This is a genomic window from Stomatohabitans albus (assembly GCF_036336025.1).
Taxonomy (GTDB): domain Bacteria; phylum Actinomycetota; class Nitriliruptoria; order Euzebyales; family Euzebyaceae; genus Stomatohabitans; species Stomatohabitans albus.
The window spans coordinates 718,474-732,971 of the sequence record NZ_JAYKKE010000001.1; the positions used below are offsets into that span (position 1 = coordinate 718,474).

Genomic DNA, 14,498 nt, shown 5'->3' on the forward strand with positions numbered 1-14,498 from the left:
ATGTTTTGTACTAATGTGTTTAGTATTGTTCGGATAGGGAACCGATTTGCACTCGAACCATGTTATAAGTGTAGGAATACCCCAGCCGTGGCCACGAGCGGCAGAGATAAAACCCCAGGACGGGTGCCCTGGGGTTGAGAGAGGAAACTAGATGGGGTTATACGCTGCCCTGGTGGCGCATCGCTTCGGCAACACGCAAGTAACCAGCAATATTTGAACCGGCAACAAGGTTGCCTGGCATGCCGTAGGTTTCGGCTGCCTCCATGCCGGAGGTATGGATATTCTTCATGATGTTGCGGAGGCGTGCTTGGCTTTCCTCGAACGTCCAGTAATCACGCGCCGCGTTCTGGGCCATTTCCAGTGCACTCACGGCCACACCACCAGCATTTGCTGCCTTCCCAGGACCAAACGGCGTGTTGGAATCAAGGAATACCTCGATGGCCTCATTGGTTGAGGGCATATTGGCCCCCTCAGCAACGAGTTTGACGCCATTATCAACTAACGTCTTGGCATCATCAGCATGCAGCTCATTCTGGGTTGCACATGGGAGTGCGATATCTGTTGGTACCGTCCAAACCGATGCATCGGTAAGCAACTTGGCCCCAGGGCGGCGTTCGACATAGTCAGCAACGCGACCGCGCTCAACCTCTTTAATCTGCTGCAAAAGCTCAAGATCTACGCCTTGCTCATCGACAACCACACCAGATGAGTCACTGAAGGTGATGACCTTGGCGCCTTGTTGTTGGGCTAGTTTGATTGCATAGATGGCAACGTTGCCTGACCCACTTACAGAAACCACACGATCGGTCCAGTCCTCAGAACCAAGCATTTCGTTGGCGTACATGACTAAGCCGTAGCCAGTTGCCTCGGTGCGTATCTGGGCACCACCGCTGGAAAGGTCCTTACCGGTGATGGTGCCAGCATCCCACGCATTCCTCACACGCTTGTACTGCCCAAAGAGCCAGCCGATTTCACGGCTACCAACACCAATGTCACCAGCAGGAACATCTGTATTTGGGCCAATATGGCGTGAGAGTTCAAGCATAAAACTCTGACAGAAGCGCTGTAACTCACCCACCGACATCGTCTTGGGGTTGATATTCGCACCACCCTTACCAGCGCCAATACGCTGATTTGTCAGTGCATTCTTGAACATCTGCTCAAAGGCCAAAAAGCGTACTGTTCCAGCCGTGACCGTTGGATGAAAACGCAGGCCGCCCTTATAGGGCCCTAAGGCTGAAGAAAACTGGACACGCCAGCCTCGGTTAACCCGTTCGTTGCCCTGGTCATCAATCCAAGGAACACGGAATTCGATATGGCGTTCGGGTTCGACCATACGGCGCAGCAATGTTTCATCTGCTAACGCTGGAGTCTGTTCAACAACAGGACCCAAGGAGCTCAAAACCTCAGTTGCTGCTTGATGGAACTCGGGTTGACCTTCGTTCAAAGTAATAAGGTCATCAAGGATGCGCTGAATTACGGGGTGCATCTACCCTCCCTTTCTTTCGTACCAGGTACGAAACATCTGACATTAAATGGAGGAGCTACACCGTTGGAGCTAAACCTTGTAACAGTCTACGTGTTTAGTCTACGTAATCAGGTGATCGGGCAAGCCGGGGTCATTTGTTGGCAGGCCGACACGTGACCGCCACTGCAATTCACGATCTAACCCTATGGACCCAAAACCGCCTGGTCGACTGGGGTTTAAAAGCCACCATAACGCAACGAAACCAACCCCACCTAGGAGGGTGAGGCAAAGTAAAGCCCGTTGCATTACACCGTAATGGAATACCCATAGGCGTGAACACCCGGGGCAGGTTGATGGTCCAGTGATGGCTCACGTTCGAACCCAAGCTCATTCAATACTTCATTACGAAGTACAACGTCTTGGACCTGGGTACAAACCACACGTTTTTTGCCGAGTGCTTTGGCTTGATTAATAACGCCGTTAATCATGGCACGTGCAACACCACGCATACGGTGTTCTGTGTCTACCGCAACAAGGCGGATGGCAATGGCATCAGCCTGAGCCCCTTGCCATGTCTGGTACATCGTGAGTGTTCCAACGATCTTGTCACCTTCAAGGCAGACAAGCTGTTGACCATCGGCAACACGGCCATTCACATTCGCGATGTCATGGGCGAAGGACGACCATGCATCTGGCGACATAATGGCGGCGAGGTCGGCATAGGCATCGATCACGAGTGAAGAAACAATGTCGTACTCTTCGGGATTAGCGACACGGATTTCATACGTCATGGGACCCTCCAAAGGCGTTGGTGAGTTGAACTCTAAAGGGCGTAGAACGTTCGGTCCATATTTTCCCCGCCTTTTAACAGAGAATAAGGTCAAGGGAGTGAAAAAATTCTCGTGGCACACATCAGTGCGTCTCCCAAGGTGCGATGCGGTCAGGGATATGACGCCGACCTGCGCCCATACGGCAGGCATCTTCATAGTGGCTAATGAGTTCTTGTGTCAAGGCGAGCCATGACCGATGTTGGACCTGTTTTGCACCAGCTCTCCCCATCCGCTCTCGTTCACCAGGGTTATCAAGCAGCCATTGGACGTGTCGGCGTAATGTTCGCCGGTCATTAGGGCGGTACAGCAAACCGGTTTGGCTATGCGTAATCAAGTCCAGAGGCCCCCCAACCGCCGGAGCGATGACGGGTACCCCACTCGCTTGCGCCTCTTGAATAGTTTGGCAGAAGGTCTCGTGGTTACCCGTGTGAATGAAACAGTCCAAGGAGGCATAGGTCTGCGCTAACGACTGCCCAGACTGATAGCCCAGAAAATGGGCTTGAGGGAGTAAGCGCTGGAGCTTCTGCTGTTCTGGACCTTCACCAACGATGAGTAACTGGATGCCGTCAACCGATTTCAGGGTTTTAAGAAGGGAGACATTCTTTTCTGGGGCGAGACGGCCGACATACCCCACGATTGCATCTCCATTCGGTGCAATGCTGGTACGAAACGGGGTTGATCGGCGCATCGGAGAAAAGGTATCCAGATCAACGCCACGACCCCAAATACGCACCTTTCGGAACCCTTGACGCCGCAATTTCATGGCTGTTGATGATGAGGGTGCCAGCGTGAGTTCAGCCATTTCATGGAGTTCACGCAACCACCGCCAAATGATGCGCTCGGCGACACCGACTCGGTAGTGCCGTGCGAAGGCAGCCATATCAGTTTGAAAGATAGCCACAGCGGGGACACCGAGTTGATTAGCTGCAGTTAATCCCCAGGCCCCAAGCGCTATGGGGCCACCAAGGTGAATAACATCAGGATTAAAGCTACTTAGTGCAGCCCAGGCTCCAGCATTACCGATCCCCACAGGGATTTGGCTATATCCAGGTAAAGGTGCTGATGGAACACGGTAGACCCGCGTTGAAGAGAATGTGCTTGGGCCCTTCCCTGGGCAAATAATGAGCACCTGGTGACCCAGGCGCTCCAGTTCGATTGTTACGCGGCCCGCAGCGTTAGAAACGCCATTGACTGTAGGAAAAAAGGATTCGGTAACAATCGCAACACGCATCAGTTGTCACCAGCAGGTAACGGTGACCCATCGAATTTTTCAGGATCGGGTTTTTTGAACCGAGTGGACGGTACACCACGGGTAATGGCTGTGGTGTACGACGCCCATAATTTCGCAGGCAAGCCGCCACCGGTTTCCTTATTGGGCAACGAATCGCGGTTGTCACGGTTACCCATCCACACCACGGTTGTGTACTCGGGTGTGAATCCGGCAAACCATGCATCACCGTGTCCCTGTGTCGTACCGGTTTTACCCGCTGCTGGACGTCCGATATTGGCTCGCTTAGCAGAACCCGTTTGAATGGTGCTTTGGAGCAGTTCAATCGTTAACCGATCTACTTCTTGATTGACCACATGGTTGGTTGGTACTTGAGCTGAATAAAGCAGTTCATCGCCACGGCGAATCTCCGTGATGGTGTGTGGAATGCGTAAGACACCGTCTGCCGCAATCGTTGCGTAGGCACCAGCTAGCTCCACCGGTGTAACTTCACTCGTACCCAACACCAGTGATGCGTGGGTCGGAAGAAGGTCAGCCCGCGGTCGATCAAGAAGGGTATTGGCTACGTCGGCAACTTCTTGGAACCCAGCTTCATGGGCTAACTGGGCATACACCGTATTCACACTATTAGCCGTGGCATCAGAGAGATTGAGGTTATCGTATGACGCACCTTCAAAGTTGTTGACTGTCCAGTCCTTACCGTTATCTGCTTCGGGCATGGTAATGGATTTTGGTGCCTGGAATATCTGCTCGGGGTCGTTACCCTCTTGGAGCCATGCAATCAAGGCAAAGGGTTTAAACGTGGATCCAGGCTGACGACGAGCACGCAAGGTGTTGAATTGGTCGGCTTTGTAGTCCTTACCACCGACCGCAGAAACAATAGAGCCGGTGTCATTGTCTAACGTAATCAATGCACCTGTAGCGGTGAGGTCATCGAATGTACGGGCAAAGTGCTCTTCTGCCGTTTGTTGTTTTGTCGGATCGATCGTGGTTCGAATAGTTAGCCCGCGTCCACCTTTAAAGCCGCGCGCTTCGAGTTCTACACGCACCAGGTCGGTAAACCAGGGATACGGGTCATCAATCCGTGTAGGCCGTGGATAGGTCAGGGGACGGTTAACCTCATAATCCGTTTGTTGGGTTGGTGAGATGACCCCATCTTCAACCATGCGTCCTAGTACATATTCGTAGCGTCGCTGCGTTGCGCGAGGATTGACCAGGGGGTCATACACACTTGGTGCCGGTAGGACACCGGCAAGCATGGCTGCCTGTGGAACGCTTAAATCCTTTGCATCTACTCGGAAATAGGCTTGGGCCGCTGCCTGAATACCTGTTGCGCCACGTCCGAAGTAGACGTTATTGAGATAGAGCTCAAGGATTTTGTCCTTGCTATAGGTCTGTTCAACTTTTAATGCTTGAGCAGCTTCTTTAATTTTACGGAAAATAGTGGGTGAATCGTCCCCACTTGCCACCTTCACATACTGCTGGGTGATGGTGGACCCACCTTGCACAGCCTCTCCAGAGCGCACGTTCGCAATGAGGGCACGAATAATCGTTGATGGATTGACCCCCATGTGCGTATAGAAACTGTGGTCTTCAGCCGCCAAGACGGCCTGAGGAACATGGGAAGGTAAGGATTTTAGTTCGACATCTTCACGACCGGCGGTTTGCCGAAGATCGGTGTATTGCTGTCCAGTTACATCGAGAAGGATCCCTGGATTGGTGGCTGGAATGGTGGGCACCGAGGACATCCGCACCAACACGGCGATACCGATGACACCGACAACACCAAGGACGACGGTCAACGTCACGACGGTAGCAAATACGCGCAGGAGAAATGTCAGCCACCAAGGGTGGCCGTTGCGTTTTCGCCAAGGATTGACTGCCCACCAGAGCCGGCCGAACAGACTCCGAGGGTGGTTGAGGAGCGGTTTCCCTTGAAGAGGAACTATCTCCTCATCAATCACTAAATTCTTCCGAAACCAGCGTCGTTTTACGGTTACACGCATGGTGGGCGATAAACCCTCAACGTCAGGTTTAGCCTTATCGCGTACCGTATCTTCCAAGGGTTGGCGTCTTGCTCGAATCCTTTTATTTGCAGGACGAATCGGCGTTTTTAAGGATGATGGTCGCCTATTCATGCGAACTCACCCGCATCTGCCGTGTACGTTCAGCGAGATCATGGCCAGGTCGATGGCTAAAACCGCATAGACGCTGGGCAATTAAGTAATTCCAGCCGCAAGTTATGCAACACTCCACGGTCCAAGCCCGAAATGATGGGAAGCGGCGCTCGAAATGGCTTAAATCTGCTGGATTCTCAACTAAATGACCGTTTTTCTGGCGAAGTTCCGTGCCGTACAGCCATGTTGTTTCAACGAGTTGAGGTACTGATCGTGTCGTTTCCAGGTCATCGCCACGAGTTATTTGACAGACTGGGCAGGATCGTTGTGTTGGCATCCCAAGGAAGGTTGAGGCTCGAAGCAATTCTGGGTGCGCATCACAAACCTCGTCTGTGGAGAGCTCACCATTTACAAGACGGCGAACCACAGCGCGCTTGGCGAGTCGGTAGTCAATAGTGCTGGACATGACCTACCCAATTTGCCACGCTTTACACCTCCGGTGTGGACCGGCTATTGGCCGAGGGGTTAGGTGGCTAGTTACGCTACCGTAACTTTCGGTGTTTAATTGTTGGCGCAGGTCCTATGATGGTCCCATGTCTGAAACCCCAACCATTGCTGCTTCGAGTGTTGTAATCCGCTTTGCCGGCGATTCCGGTGACGGAATGCAATTGACCGGCGACCGGTTTACGGCCGAAAGTGCCTTGTGGGGTAATGACATCTCGACTCTGCCGAACTTTCCCGCTGAAATTCGGGCACCAGCCGGCACGGTTCCTGGTGTATCAAGTTTTCAAGTGCATATTGCTGATCACCCCATCACAACGCCGGGTGATCGCTGTGATGTACTGATTGCGATGAATCCAGCCGCATTGGCGGCGAACTGGAAGGATGTTGAACCCCAAGGCACGATCATCGTTGATGAAGGGGCATTCACGAAACGCAATATCACCAAGGCGGGCTGGGATACCAACCCGCTAGAGGGTGACCTGCTGTCCAATTACAGAGTCATCCCGATTGACCTGACTGGTATGACACTGACCGCCCTCGACGAGTTCGACCTAGGCCGTAAAGATAAAGAGCGGTCAAAAAATATGTTTGCGCTTGGGTTTGTCTGTTGGATGTACAACCGCCCGATAGAGCAGACGCTGGCCTTTATTGAGTCAAAATTCTCTAAACTTCCCGAAGTTGCAAACGCCAATATTGCTGCATTCAATGCCGGTTATGCCTTTGGTGAGACTGTTGAAGCGATCGGCCACCGTGTTGAAGTGGCCCCCGCCGCACTACCGACTGGCTTATACCGGCAGATTAGTGGGAATATGGCAATGGCTGATGGGCTGTGCGTGGGCGGCCATCTTGCAGGATTACCCCTTGTGTTTGGGGCGTATCCAATTACACCGGCCTCAGATATTCTGCACTACCTGGCTGCTCGCAAAAATATTGGGGTTACAACCATCCAGGCAGAGGACGAAATTGCTGCAGCCGGTGTTGCCTTGGGCGCGTCGTTTGCCGGTTCGTTGGGGGTGACCGCTTCAAGCGGGCCGGGTATCGCTTTGAAGAGCGAAACGTTGAGCCTTGGGGTTATGACAGAATTACCCATGGTCGTTATTGATGTGCAGCGGGCTGGACCTTCAACGGGGATGCCAACAAAAACTGAGCAGTCTGACCTATTACACGCCATGTTTGGACGTCATGGTGAGGCACCGATGCCAGTACTGGCGGCACAAAGTCCCTCAGATTGTTTTCATATCGCCGTTGAAGCGTGTCGTATTGCAATTGAATACCGCACCCCGGTGATGGTGCTCAGTGACGGCTATTTGGCCAATGGCGCTGAACCCTTTGCTATTCCCGATGTCGCGTCGATGCCGAGAATCAACACCAATATGCTGACCGAACCCAATGGTGAAGATGCTGATGGTAATCCCATATTGGTGCCCTATCAGCGTGATGAACGGTTCGTTCGCCCTTGGGTCGTGCCAGGCACACCTGGACTGGCGCATCGGTTGGGTGGGCTTGAAAAAGATGAAACAGGCAACATTAGTTATGTACCCGAGAACCATGAATGCATGGTAACGGCACGAGCTCAAAAGGTTGCCAGTATTCCAGTTCCTGAGCTCCAGGTTGATGATCCATCTGGTCAAGCCAAGGTGCTGGTATTAGGTTGGGGGTCAACATGGGGGCCGATAGCCGAAGCGATTCGGCGTGTTCGGTTGGCTGGTGGCCAGGTTGCACAGGCACACTTGCGGTACTTGAATCCGATGCCACCAAACCTTGAGCAGGTCCTACGCGGGTATGACCGCGTGGTTATTCCTGAAATGAATATGGGGCAGCTCGCTATGCTGATTCGTTCCCAAACTCTGGTCGAAGTCGAGTCGTATACGCAAGTACGTGGCTTGCCGATCGCGGTTGGGGAGCTTGGTGCTCGCTTGGCTGAACTGGTTGGCATTGACCCAGTCGGTTTAAGTAGTGCCAAACCTGGCGATCCTGTGCTGAATGGAAAGGTCACGGCCTAACGCGGCTGAGGAGATGGTATGAGTTCTGCATTAGAAGCGTTACCAATGGTTGATACCCCGCTCAAGGCGAAGGACTTTGCTACGAGCCAAGAGGTTCGCTGGTGTCCTGGGTGTGGTGACTACTCAATTCTGGCTGGGGTCCGCCAGGTGATGGCTGACCTCGGTATTGATCCAGACCATACGGTTGTGATTAGTGGCATTGGTTGTTCAAGCCGCTTCCCGTATTACATGAACACCTACGGGATGCACTCGATTCATGGGCGTGCACCGGCCATTGCAACTGGTTTGGCCGTGTCTCGGCCAGACTTAGCAGTTTTCGTAGTCACCGGCGATGGAGATGCCTTAAGTATCGGCGGTAATCATCTGATTCATGCCCTTCGGCGGAATGTCAATATGACTATTCTGCTCTTCAATAACCAGATTTATGGGCTGACAAAAGGCCAATACAGCCCCACATCTCGTCAAGGTGCAACAACAAAATCCACGCCATTTGGCAGCCTGGATCGCCCATTTAATCCGGTTTCCCTGGCACTTGGTGCGGGTGCCACCTTCGTTGCCCGTACGGTTGACTCAAATCGTAAGCACCTCGTAGAAACGATTACCGCAGCGGCGCATCATCCGGGTACGAGCCTCGTAGAGATTGCGCAAAACTGCCCCATTTTCAATGATGGTGCCTTTGAACGTGTAACGGGTAAAGAAGCCAAAGCCAACATGGTTGCTCTCGCACACGGAGAACCCGCTATTTTTGGTCTTGAAGACGAATGGGCACTCCGGCGTTCACCGGAAGGTTCCATTGAAATTGTGGCTCGTGACCAGATCAGCGAATCTGATGTTTTCGTACATGATGTTCACCGCAACGATCCGACGACTGCCTTCGCCTTATCCCAGCTTGATGATGGGATCATGAGCGGTGGCCCAATGCCCATTGGGGTATTCCGTCAGGTCATCGCACCAACCTATTGTGGTCAAGTACGCGCCCAAGTTGCACAAGCCGGTGGCAGTAATGGGGCTACAGATGAAGATATCCAAGCATTGATAACCGGCTCTGATACGTGGACAGTCTCTAGGACGGTCTAGACATCAAAGGAAACCCGTGACTATCCAATCGCTACGCACGGCATCAAAAATCTTTCTTATCGCTGGCGCGATCTTTCTTCTAGCGTTCTTGGTGTGGGTAAAAGCAACCACTGGATCTGTTGTCCAAGAGAATGTTGTGGCTGCGGAGTCTGCCTACCACCATGCCGTAATCGAATCGGCCACCGTTGTGGAAGGAAAGGATTTTTCTGACGACCCCACGGTCGCTGTTGGCACCGTAGAAGTCCAAATGACCTTGCGGCTCGATGATGGTCAAGTGGTGAGTTCGCGCGGCCTGGACGAAACAGGGCTATATAAGGCCGGTCGTCGGGTGATCGTGCAATACCAACCCGGTGCATCGGCTGAGTTTCAGTGGGGTGTTGTTGACGTTGAACGCAGCGGCCGCTTGCTTTGGTTGACCGCTGTCTTTGCCCTCGCGGTGCTGGCACTTATGGGTCGTCAAGGGGTGGCGAGTTTAATTGGGCTGGCCTTTAGTATCGCGATGATTGTGTGGATCATTGCCCCGGCTATGCTGAGCGGGCAAAACCCGCTGCTGGTGGCCACCCTAGGCGCCCTCGCGGTCATGTGGGTGACGCTTCCAATGTCGCACGGGTTCAACTGGACGACGGCTGCGGCCATGATTGGAACAGCTGTCGCGCTTGCGCTCACAGTTTTATTGACTGTTGTCAGTGTTGATGGCACGTTTATCACGGGATTGGCCAATGAAGATGCCCGAAATCTGCGCTATCTCATTGATGGATTCCAGCTTGATTTACGGGGTATCTTAATGGCCGGCATCGTTATTGGAACATTAGGCGTGCTCGATGATGTCACGGTATCCCAGGCTTCAACGGTTGCGCAGTTGCGTGCTGCTGCACCGAATGCACCTCGGGCAAAGATTGTTGCTGGTGCATTGAAGGTGGGTCGAGACCATCTCGCGGCGAGTGTGAATACCTTGTTCTTAGCTTATGCCGGTGCGAGTTTGCCGCTCCTCCTTCTGTTTGCTATCGGCGGTGTGAGCCTGGGTGAACACCTGACAAGTGAAACTGTGGCACAAGAAATTGTCCGTGCATTGGCTGGTTCGATCGGGCTCGTAGCGGCTGTTCCTATTACGACCATTCTTGCCGCCATGATTCTGGATGAGGACTCTGCTGTACTGCACGACCATGACCATGGTGAGGTTCATCCTGAACAGGAACGGCTTGTCGAGATGTATGGCGACAACAGTGATAAAACCACGTAAAAACGTCTAAATATTCGCAAACCGTTAACCATGTGTTAACTCTTTTATCTCTGCGGGCAGTCATACTGTCCACATGGAACGTGTATTAACGCCTAAAAGCACAACAAGTAATCTCATCTGGTTTCTTGTTGTCTTTTCACTTCTTTTAAGTGTGGTAGGGCTCGGTATTGCGGTACGCCCAGTATCCATACCGAAACCGCCGGTTTATCCACCGGAGGGGGTCAGTGGTGTCGCTGAGCTGGCCGTCATCACCCACCTGGTGAACGCGGTTGGAACATCAGAACACCGGGTACCCGTAGCCCACACCATTCGTATTGATCCCGCTGGTCAAGACCGTTGGGCAGCACAAGTCGCCGTTCATGATCCGGTTGCGCTGCGGATTTGGCAAGTTCGGGTACACACTGACCAGGGCATTCCTCAAACGGTTGGCTTGCCTGCCCTTGTCCCTAGTCCAACGGTCTTACCCAAGGACACGCCGACCTTCCTGCGTACCCCTTCTGATAGCAAGCTTTATCAAACGGTTGAAGCAAGTTTGTCGGCCCTGCTGACCGGTAATCCGGATCTCTCTCGATATACGAGTGCTGATTCAACAATGACACCTATTAGTCCACCGCCTTTTGTTGGTGTTGATGTTATCGGCCTTACGAAACCGATTGTCCTTGGTCAAGACCACATCGTGTTAGTTGAAGTGGAGGGGCGACGTGCAGATGGCGTTGTTATTCGCGCCCAATACCCGCTCGCACTCACCACGCAAGGAAATGAATGGGAGGTCCGAGGCATTTTGCGCGACCTGCCAGACCACTCAGTGCCTGCTAGTGAACCACAAGAAGGAGGGACCTCAGATGATTGAAACATTAACGAAGGTATTGAACGATGTCGATGGACTACTGCGAACCGCAGTGATGGTGGCTGCTATCGGCTGGGTTGCTGCCACATGGCTGCGATCTAGGGCGCTGGTCACCACTATCAGCGCCATCATTATGGCGGCCATCGTGGTATGGGCCACATCAAATGTTTCGCTGCTTCGTGACAAAGTTGGCGAGGATTTTGAAGGTGGTAGTGGCGGGTCAACGAGCCAAGAGAGCTCGGTTAATACCCTCTTGGGTCTCTAAATGGATACGACGGGGTTGGGGAATGAGGCTCAACGCGAACGGTCCGTTGTCTGGGGCCACTCGTACACCGCTGCCTATCGGTATCAGTTAGTTATGGGTAAGGTTGGTGGCTGGGCTATTCCCTATCCGCTGACCATTCCCCAAGCGGTTACTGGGCTCACAACCGTTGTTAGTATGATGATTACGGCCTCATGGTGGTATCCCTTAACGGGGGTAAGCGGGGCAGTAGCTGCCATCATCGCTCCAGTTTTGGGGATGCGGTTCATTGCTCGGATTCGACCTGAGGGGCGAGCTGTGGCTGACTGGGTACAGGGGTCACTACGGGGTTTCACTCGCTATTACAGCCCTGGCATCGTGCTTGATGTCCGTTGTGTACACCAACACCTTTCACCAGCCGTACGAACTTCACAGCCCGTAGCCGCCGTTCATTCACTAGACAAAACCACGGATAGGCCCCCATATCCGTCACATCAGCGAATGCAAGTGCAACCCGCCCGCCGTCGCTCAAGACCTTCCTGGCTGCCTCAATGGGTACGACGCAACAGTGACAACCGGAAGGGGAACTCCCTACCCTCAACGCACCCGATTCCTATGTTCGATCCTTGGGTGGTCAGTCCTTCGATCCAAAGTGAGGAACGATGATTGGACCTGCACGATTGATGCAAGTGAAAGCCAATTTGATTTGGCGTGCAGATGGGTCTATCTGGGCAGGATGGAAGGTCCTTGAGGAAACCTTCTCGCAAGCCATCGATGGAGATGAGTCACAACAATTACGTACCTTGAGAGCCTTTTTAGCCACAATCGATACGCCAACCCAACTCCTTGGGATCGCAAATCGAGTGAGTACGCGTGACCTCGCTGAGCGTTGTGTTACAGGCGTCAATGAAGCACATCGAGACCGGTGGCGACGCATGGCCATTGCTGATGCGGGATGGATTATGGCTAAACGCCCGATTGTGCGTTCATCCTACGTCTTTGCCCAGATTCAAAGCCCCCAGCCTTTGGCACAATTTCGGGTTACTACGAATCCGAAGCGGGTAAGTCAAGAACTTAAAACCCTCTATCAACGCATGGCGATTGGGCTGGCAATTGCGCCACTCACCCCACCAGAGATATACGCCCTTGAAGGACGGGTCGCTGGCATTAACGCAACGGCTCCCCTCGGGGAAATTAGAGCTTTTGAAGGTGGCCAACCCCACGAACGCGTCGGCTTGCAAGACCGTCAAATCGTGAAGATTCAACACAATAACAACGTCTTTTGGCAAGCCACAGGCATGTTGAGTTTTATGCCTGCTCAGTTTCTCTCCCCTGGTCTTGCCGCCTGGTTCCAGGCTGCCGATACGGTCAATCACCCGATGGACTGGGCAGCATTCATTACGCCTATTCCCAATGCACAAGCGCGTCATCGATGTGCCCAGCAGCGCCGACAGTTAGCCGGTCAAGAAGATGAATATGCCGGTGATCCAGCTGGAGCGCCCCCCGAACTCCAAGCCGCCCTTGAAGCCCTGGACCGTGAACAACGCGAACTTCAAGCTAATCCGAGCGAACCAGCGTTGCTGTTGTCAATGGGGTGGACCGTTCGCCACGCCCAACCTGGAGAAGTGCTTGCCGCATTTGACCAACTAAAGGCAAACTTGGAACCGCAGGGATTTGGCATTGACCGTCCCACAGGCGGCCAACTCGATGGTCTGGTTTCATTGTGTCCGGGGGTTCGAGAGCCAATCACCTTTGGTCACTACACACAACACCTTCTCCCACCTGATATTGCGGCTGGCCTACCCCTATCACCAGTCGGCGTGGGTGATGGACAGGGTATCCCTATTGGGATTGCGCCGAGAGGATATCAAGGGGCTTGTACTGCTGTGTTCTTGGACCCTTCGCTCGGGCCAGCTACAAACCGCTCTGGGTCGTTGGCGGTATTTGGTGCTCTTGGATCAGGTAAGTCCTATTTCATTAAACGCATGATTTTAGGGTCACTTGCCAGGGGTCATCGCGTCAGTGTCCTTGACCGCACCATTCACGGTGAATATGTGCAATTAGCTGGTGTGAGTGGGGTGAGTACGAGAGTTGTTTCCCTGGAGGAAGACCAAGGGCTCGACCCGTTGCGTTGTCTGCCTGGCCCAGCGGGAGAGGAACTTGCTACCGCCGTATTGAGCATCATTGCCCGTGTGCCTCCAGCCGAAGCTGACGGTATCCGCTTAGCTCATGCGGTTCATCAAGTCGCCCTCCAAGGGGGTGGGCTTGGTGATGTACCCACCTACTTAGCACACGACTCAGAAACCGTACATCTTGCGCAACGTATTGACGTGATGTTGCGACAACCACTCGCCAAAGTGCTCGTTGGTACGCCAGACGTGTCTTTAAATGATGTTGACTACTTGTGTTTTCACGCCCCAGGGTTGAGTTTGCCAGACCATGATTCAACTATTCATGCACACCTCGCCCAAGAGGTTCTGCCGGCTCAGATTATTGGTCGTGCGGTCGTACACCTTGTAACGGCAATGAGCCACTATGCCATCATGCGAAATAGGGAACGATTTGGGGTACATGTAGTTGATGAGGCTTGGGCATTGACCTCTAGCCCGGCTGGGCTTGCGATGTTGCTTGATGCCGTTCGAGATGGGCGCAAACATAATGCGGCGCTGTGGTTGTTGAGCCAAGACCCTGCCGACATTGGTGATGACGCCCTGGCACGGTTAATGGGAACAAGGGTTGTCTTTCGTTGTGACGAGGGTGCATTGGATAAAGCATCTGATCTTCTCGCCATTCCACGTAGCCAGTTAGCTGATATTCCAGATTTACCGACAGGATCGTGTGTGATACGTGACTTGTCAGGTCGGGTGAGTCGTGTGGATATCGGGCGAGCTGGTGACCCGGCTATTCATCGCGCACTGAATACCACCCCGTTAGGTGAATGAC

At 53.2% G+C, this 14,498-nt stretch carries 12 protein-coding genes; 7 read left to right on the forward strand and 5 right to left on the reverse strand.

From position 1 onward, the window contains the following. Positions 1-157: 157 nt before the first annotated feature. The 5 genes from gdhA to VCU37_RS03155 form a co-directional block, all read right to left on the reverse strand. Entirely contained in the window at positions 158-1,489 is a 1,332-nt protein-coding gene (gdhA, locus tag VCU37_RS03135) for an NADP-specific glutamate dehydrogenase (RefSeq protein ID WP_336249172.1), read from the reverse strand. 284 nt (positions 1,490-1,773) lie between these two features. Further along, complete coding sequence (locus tag VCU37_RS03140; protein ID WP_336249173.1) at positions 1,774-2,259, reverse strand: GNAT family N-acetyltransferase; 486 nt, start codon at positions 2,257-2,259, stop codon at positions 1,774-1,776. Positions 2,260-2,380: 121 nt separating this feature from the next. After that, positions 2,381-3,529 carry a glycosyltransferase family 4 protein gene (locus tag VCU37_RS03145; RefSeq protein ID WP_336249174.1) on the reverse strand — a complete coding sequence of 383 codons (1,149 nt, stop codon included), beginning with the start codon at positions 3,527-3,529 and terminating at the stop codon, positions 2,381-2,383. Then, the gene (locus VCU37_RS03150) at positions 3,529-5,664 is read right to left on the reverse strand and encodes a transglycosylase domain-containing protein (protein WP_336249175.1); all 2,136 of its coding nucleotides are present in this window, start codon (positions 5,662-5,664) and stop codon (positions 3,529-3,531) included. Before VCU37_RS03150 ends, VCU37_RS03145 begins: the two co-directional genes overlap by 1 nt. Continuing rightward, positions 5,657-6,109, reverse strand: coding sequence for a DUF5318 family protein (locus VCU37_RS03155; protein WP_336249176.1), 453 nt, complete (start codon positions 6,107-6,109; stop codon positions 5,657-5,659). Before VCU37_RS03155 ends, VCU37_RS03150 begins: the two co-directional genes overlap by 8 nt. A 127-nt stretch (positions 6,110-6,236) precedes the next feature. Here VCU37_RS03155 and VCU37_RS03160 point away from each other — a divergent pair, with 127 nt between their 5' ends. From VCU37_RS03160 to VCU37_RS03190, 7 genes are all read left to right on the forward strand, one after another. Continuing rightward, positions 6,237-8,150 (forward strand): 2-oxoacid:acceptor oxidoreductase subunit alpha, encoded by a 1,914-nt coding sequence (locus tag VCU37_RS03160; protein ID WP_336249177.1) that lies wholly within the window; start codon positions 6,237-6,239, stop codon positions 8,148-8,150. 18 nt (positions 8,151-8,168) lie between these two features. Next, the gene (locus tag VCU37_RS03165) at positions 8,169-9,227 is read left to right on the forward strand and encodes a 2-oxoacid:ferredoxin oxidoreductase subunit beta (protein WP_336249178.1); all 1,059 of its coding nucleotides are present in this window, start codon (positions 8,169-8,171) and stop codon (positions 9,225-9,227) included. Positions 9,228-9,243: 16 nt separating this feature from the next. Then, positions 9,244-10,467, forward strand: a complete 1,224-nt coding sequence (locus VCU37_RS03170; protein WP_336249179.1) for a YibE/F family protein — start codon at positions 9,244-9,246, stop codon at positions 10,465-10,467. A gap of 73 nt (positions 10,468-10,540) precedes the next feature. Continuing rightward, positions 10,541-11,317, forward strand: a complete 777-nt coding sequence (locus tag VCU37_RS03175; protein WP_336249180.1) for a conjugal transfer protein — start codon at positions 10,541-10,543, stop codon at positions 11,315-11,317. Further along, positions 11,310-11,579 (forward strand): hypothetical protein, encoded by a 270-nt coding sequence (locus tag VCU37_RS03180; RefSeq protein WP_336249181.1) that lies wholly within the window; start codon positions 11,310-11,312, stop codon positions 11,577-11,579. Before VCU37_RS03175 ends, VCU37_RS03180 begins: the two co-directional genes overlap by 8 nt. Continuing rightward, positions 11,580-12,221 (forward strand): hypothetical protein, encoded by a 642-nt coding sequence (locus VCU37_RS03185; protein WP_336249182.1) that lies wholly within the window; start codon positions 11,580-11,582, stop codon positions 12,219-12,221. Then, the gene (locus tag VCU37_RS03190) at positions 12,218-14,497 is read left to right on the forward strand and encodes an ATP-binding protein (protein WP_336249183.1); all 2,280 of its coding nucleotides are present in this window, start codon (positions 12,218-12,220) and stop codon (positions 14,495-14,497) included. The genes VCU37_RS03185 and VCU37_RS03190 overlap by 4 nt, the downstream gene beginning before the upstream one ends. Position 14,498: the final 1 nt, after the last annotated feature.

Excerpts from the sequence above, each read along its gene's own strand:
- VCU37_RS03190 (WP_336249183.1), top strand. The coding sequence starts at position 12,218 with ATGATTGGACCTGCACGATTGATGCAAGTGAAAGCCAATTTGATTTGG.
- VCU37_RS03165 (WP_336249178.1), top strand. The coding sequence starts at position 8,169 with ATGAGTTCTGCATTAGAAGCGTTACCAATGGTTGATACCCCGCTCAAG.
- VCU37_RS03180 (WP_336249181.1), top strand. The coding sequence starts at position 11,310 with ATGATTGAAACATTAACGAAGGTATTGAACGATGTCGATGGACTACTG.
- VCU37_RS03145 (WP_336249174.1), bottom strand. The coding sequence starts at position 3,529 with ATGCGTGTTGCGATTGTTACCGAATCCTTTTTTCCTACAGTCAATGGC.
- VCU37_RS03155 (WP_336249176.1), bottom strand. The coding sequence starts at position 6,109 with ATGTCCAGCACTATTGACTACCGACTCGCCAAGCGCGCTGTGGTTCGC.
- VCU37_RS03150 (WP_336249175.1), bottom strand. The coding sequence starts at position 5,664 with ATGAATAGGCGACCATCATCCTTAAAAACGCCGATTCGTCCTGCAAAT.
- VCU37_RS03175 (WP_336249180.1), top strand. The coding sequence starts at position 10,541 with ATGGAACGTGTATTAACGCCTAAAAGCACAACAAGTAATCTCATCTGG.
- VCU37_RS03160 (WP_336249177.1), top strand. The coding sequence starts at position 6,237 with ATGTCTGAAACCCCAACCATTGCTGCTTCGAGTGTTGTAATCCGCTTT.
- VCU37_RS03140 (WP_336249173.1), bottom strand. The coding sequence starts at position 2,259 with ATGACGTATGAAATCCGTGTCGCTAATCCCGAAGAGTACGACATTGTT.
- VCU37_RS03185 (WP_336249182.1), top strand. The coding sequence starts at position 11,580 with ATGGATACGACGGGGTTGGGGAATGAGGCTCAACGCGAACGGTCCGTT.
- gdhA (WP_336249172.1), bottom strand. The coding sequence starts at position 1,489 with ATGCACCCCGTAATTCAGCGCATCCTTGATGACCTTATTACTTTGAAC.